5 protein-coding genes are annotated in these 4,785 nt (G+C 33.1%); 4 read left to right on the plus strand and 1 reads right to left on the minus strand.

What is annotated here, in order from left to right:
- The first annotated feature begins 234 nt into the window (after window positions 1–234).
- Window positions 235–1,485, plus strand: coding sequence for a TraB/GumN family protein (locus OEV82_RS12785; RefSeq protein WP_263062112.1), 1,251 nt, complete (start codon window positions 235–237; stop codon window positions 1,483–1,485).
- Between the two features lie 285 nt (window positions 1,486–1,770).
- Window positions 1,771–1,866: a helix-turn-helix domain-containing protein gene (locus tag OEV82_RS16200; protein ID WP_173662304.1), complete on the plus strand. Its 96-nt coding sequence runs from the start codon at window positions 1,771–1,773 to the stop codon at window positions 1,864–1,866.
- Between the two features lie 308 nt (window positions 1,867–2,174).
- On the opposite strand, the gene OEV82_RS12790 is transcribed toward OEV82_RS16200, so the two are convergent.
- The gene (locus tag OEV82_RS12790; protein ID WP_263062113.1) at window positions 2,175–3,314 is read right to left on the minus strand and encodes a C40 family peptidase; all 1,140 of its coding nucleotides are present in this window, start codon (window positions 3,312–3,314) and stop codon (window positions 2,175–2,177) included.
- Window positions 3,315–3,562: 248 nt separating this feature from the next.
- Between OEV82_RS12790 and OEV82_RS12795 the strand changes: the two genes are divergently transcribed.
- Together OEV82_RS12795 and spx are read left to right on the plus strand one after the other, a co-directional pair.
- Window positions 3,563–4,180, plus strand: coding sequence for a TetR/AcrR family transcriptional regulator (locus OEV82_RS12795; RefSeq protein ID WP_173662301.1), 618 nt, complete (start codon window positions 3,563–3,565; stop codon window positions 4,178–4,180).
- Between the two features lie 36 nt (window positions 4,181–4,216).
- Entirely contained in the window at window positions 4,217–4,624 is a 408-nt protein-coding gene (gene spx, locus OEV82_RS12800; protein ID WP_173662300.1) for a transcriptional regulator Spx, read from the plus strand.
- Window positions 4,625–4,785 lie beyond the last annotated feature (161 nt).

Here is a 4,785-nt window from a genome sequence, read left to right on the forward strand (position 1 = left end):
CTCTGATGAACGCACTTTTTGCGTTGCTCTCCTCATATTTCTGTTTTCATCACTCTGATGAACACACTTTTTGCGCTTCGATCCCCATTTTTCTGTTTTCATCATACCAATGAACACACTTTTCGCATTTCTCTTGCTAATTTTCTACTTTCATCGAATTTATTTCATTATTTTCATAAGTAATACATAATAGTAGCATAGTAAACTTTTTATGATGATAAATTGGAGGAGCTTATGAAACGAATTTACTTAAGTCTGTTTCTATTTTTGATTGCTGTCATCACCATTGGTTGCCAAGCGGAAGAATCGATTCAATTTGAAGATGCAAAGTTAGAACAAGCTATACGTGAAGAATTAAGTAAAACGAATGAAAAATTAACAGTGTCAGATATTAAAAATGTGAAAGAATTGGATTTATCAGGACATGGAATTACCTCCCTTGATGGAATTGAACAATTTGAAGCATTAGAAGTCTTATCGATAGCAGATAACGATATTAGAGATTTTTCCATTTTGAAGAAACTCCATAGTTTAGAAGAAGTAAATGTTACGGGTAATCCTAATGCAAATCAATCTGAACAACTTGCCATCTTAGAGGAACTGAGAGAGCAAGGAATCATCGTAATCGGGCTCCAAAAAACTGTAGTTGGTCGTTCTGATGGACCTGGAGGCTTTCTTTGGAAAGTAGAAAACGAAAACACCACTGTTTATTTACAGGGTACTATCCATGTTGGCAAAGAAGAACTTTTCCCTTTAAATGAGAAAATTGAGCAGGCCTACCTTGAAGCGGATGTCGTTTCTCCTGAAATTGATATCGTCGGTTTCGATCTGATAGAAATGCAATCCATTATGATGAGCATGGGAACTTATCAGGATGGAACAACGATAAAAGATCATATCTCTGATGCGCTATATAAAAAATTAGAACAAAAATTATCGGAATTCGGCATGCCGATCCATTTAATCGAAAATTATCAACCTTGGTTAATGGCCCAAACGGTAGAATCTCTTCTATCATTAGAATCTGACTTTATTGAAGGTGTCGATGAATACTTTTTAACTCGTGCTCATGATGATGGAAAAGAAATTATTCCCTTAGAACATCCAGAAGATCAGTTCGCCATTTTTGCCAACCTTTCTGAAGAATATCAAGTTGAGATGTTAGAAGCCTCATTAGATTTAACCGTTGAAGAATACAGTGAACAAATAGAAGCCCTATTAGATGTTTACATGGAAGGCAATCAAGAAAAGTTATTAGAAATAGCAATGGAAGATAATCGTACAGCAACAGAAGAAGATGAAGCGTTTATGAGAGCTTTAAATGACGATCGAAATTATGGAATGGCCGATAAAATAATTGGTTTTTTAGAAAAGGGAGAAGATAAAACTTATTTTGTTATTGTTGGTGCACTTCATTTAGTTTTAGAACCGAACATCATATCAATACTAGAAGAAAAAGGATATACCGTTGAACCATTGTTGTAAAAACAGGAGACCGAACCTTATGTACTGCTCTCTACCAATTAAACAGTAGAAATAATAAAAATGATTAGAGGCCTTAATCCTGTATTCATCAGGGTTAAGGCCGTTTAAATTTTCTTGATATCTATTAATATTATAATAGTACATGTCAGATCAATACCTTTTGATCGTTCTTCAAATGTATCATCCTATGTAAGGAATATCATAAAAAACGAAGAACAAGCTCTATGACCAAAGGAAAAAACATGAAATGAACGAATGGAAAATGTCTTTAGGTAATGGAAAAAAATATATCGAGAAACAGCTGAAAGACATCTCAATTCCTATCAACAAGTATACCAATGGATACGAAAATATGAAGATGACAGATGGGATGCATTATAGGAATATTTCCCCTTGAACTTCAAGCTTCCTTCAATTCTTTGGTATATTATTTCCCCATTTTCGAATCTGATAACCTTTTATTCCATCAATTTCAACATTCACGATCCAAGATATAAGATACTACCTCGGTTTTGTACTATAAATGAATTTTCATAAACCACTTATACAATCCATGATTACTTCATATAGAACGACATTTTTTGGACAAAAAACTCCCCCTAAGATAAACAGATTTTAACGATTTTTTCTGTCCACCTTAAGGGGAGCATATCCTATTCGGTCAAACTCTATTATTGAATGCTAAATGATTAGTTAATAATACGTCTTACATGTCCTTTGAAATGATTAGCCCAGTAACCACTTGTCATATCAGCAATAGCAACTCCTGTTGAACTTTGGGAACCAATAAATTTACCATTACCAAGATAGATACCTACATGACCATTCTTTTTATACGTATCAAAGAATACTAAGTCACCAGGGCGCATTTCACTAGTGGAAACTTTCGTACCTTTTGTCGATTGAACAGAAGTTGATCGACCAATCGAAATACCTGCTTGTTGAAATACCCAGCTAACAAAACCTGAACAGTCAAAACGTCCATTAGCAGGATCTGCAGCACCAAAACTGTATACAGAATTTCCAATAAATCGGTTTCCTACTGATGTTACAACACGAACCGCATCACCATTTACAACTGGTGCTGAACTTGAATTTGACTTCGTACTTGAAGCCTTTTTAGTACTAGATTCACTAGCAACTGTTACCTGTTCAACAGCTTGACTTGCTTGTTTAGCCAGTTCTTCTTGGCGAGCTTTTTCTTTTTCTATTAATAATTGTTGCTCTTTAGAAGATAATTGCTCCTTCATTGCAACCGCTTGAGCTTTCTGTTCCTCAATTTGAGATTTCATACCTTCAAGTTCAACTTTCAGATCATTTAATGAAGCTAATTTTTCTTCAGCTGTTGCTTCTTTATCTTGTAATTCTTTTTTTGCAGTTTGTTGTTGAACAATCAAGTCTTGATCTGCTTTAGTAATCGTAGCAATTGCACTAGCACGACCAATGAATTCTTCAAAATCTGATGAACCTAGTAATACATCTAAATAATCTACTAAACTATTTCCTGATTGCATTGAACGAAGGCGATTTTTTATTAATTCATCTCGAACTTCTATTTCTTGTGTAATTACTTTGATTTCATCTTGCAAGTTCTTAATTTCTTCTTCCGTTTTTTGTATATCGCTTTCAGTTTTGATCATTGTTTGTTCATTTTCTTTTATCGCTTCTTCTAGTTGCTGTATTCGTTTATCTACTTCGGATTGCTCTTGTTGGTTAGTTTTTATTTTTTGTTCTATTTCAGTTGATGTTTCAGCATATGTAGGTAAACTAGGTGCAATTGCTGTTCCGAGTAAAATTGTAGCACCTAAAATCGTAATTGTCTTTTTCAAGAGAAACTCCACCTTTTAGCTTACTTTTACCAAGTCTATTTTATACTTGTTTGATTGCAATTCAAGAACAACAATATTACAAAAATATTTCATGATAACGTATCAATTCTGAAAATAAAGAATAAACTTTACAATGATAAAATTAATGACAACTTGTCATAAAAGTCGATTGACAAACGACAATGTGTCATATAAGATAGTTATAAGCAAATGACAGATTGTCACTTTGTCATAATTGGAGGAAAACAATGCCAAAACGGACTTTCTTTAATCTGTCTGATGAAAAAAGACGATCACTATTAAAAGCGGCAGAAAGGGAATTTTCTCGCGTTCCGTTAGCCAAAGCTTCCGTTTCAAATATTATTAAAATGGCGGGAATCCCGAGAGGAAGCTTTTATCAATATTTTGAAAACATTGAAGATCTCTATTATTACTTAGTGGATATCGAAACAGAAAAACGAAAAATCCTTTTCATAAAATTTTTAAAAAAACATAACGGTGATATTATACAAGCTGCTACAGATTTGTATAAAAATTTTCTCGAAGAATTACCCGATGAAAATGAACGAAACTTTTTTAAATTAGCCATGTTAAACGTAACACATCGTGTCGAGACTTCTTTTACCAAATTTTTTAACGGTCAGATGAATTTAAAAAGTGATAATGAAATTATTAAGCTTGTCGATAAAGAGCTTTTAAACATTACAAACGAAAACGAAATTTTTCACTGTATTAATATTGTCACATCTGTCGCATTACGCAATTTTATTGAAAAGTTTACGAAAAAATTATCAGATGAAGAAGCACTGAAAAACTTTTACATTGATATAAAGCTTTTAAAGTACGGTCTATATAAGCGAAGGTGAGCCTCGAACGAATATTTATAAAAAGGAGACAATTGTATGACAGTAACGATTTATGGAATGGCAAGTTCATCAAATCGGAAAGCAAAACAATGGCTAGAACAACAAGGCATTTCTTATGTGGAACGAAATATATTAAAACAACCACTCACCAAAAGTGAGTTACAAAACATTTTACGATTAACCGTGGATGGAACAGATGAAATTATTTCTACACGTTCAAAACATTTTAAAAAACTAAATGTATCTCTTGATGATTTATCTTTGAATGAATTGCTTACATACATTCATAAAAACCCGAGAATATTAAAAACACCAATTATTATTGATGAGAAACGAATCCAAGTCGGTTTTCGTGAAGAAGAGTTAAGGCAATTTATTCCAAGAGAAAAAAGAAAATACCAATGGATAAAATGGCAAGCTGAAAACCTAGGTTTCGCTGAATAAAACAACTAGAGTAAAAAACGGAATCATATTTGATTTCGTTTCAGCTTGTAGACAAAGTCCCTAACTAGTGGCCAAATCTACAGGTTTTTTTTGTATAATAGGGATAGAATTCTTGGTTAACGGGGGAAATTTAGGATGTTATCGAAGCGTACAGACAATAA

Source organism: Pallidibacillus thermolactis, from assembly GCF_025660415.1.
In the GTDB taxonomy this organism is placed as follows: domain Bacteria; phylum Bacillota; class Bacilli; order Bacillales; family Caldibacillaceae; genus Pallidibacillus; species Pallidibacillus thermolactis.

Coding starts and splice junctions, on each gene's coding strand:
- spx (WP_173662300.1), top strand. CDS start 4,217: ATGACAGTAACGATTTATGGAATGGCAAGTTCATCAAATCGGAAAGCA.
- OEV82_RS12795 (WP_173662301.1), top strand. CDS start 3,563: ATGCCAAAACGGACTTTCTTTAATCTGTCTGATGAAAAAAGACGATCA.
- OEV82_RS12785 (WP_263062112.1), top strand. CDS start 235: ATGAAACGAATTTACTTAAGTCTGTTTCTATTTTTGATTGCTGTCATC.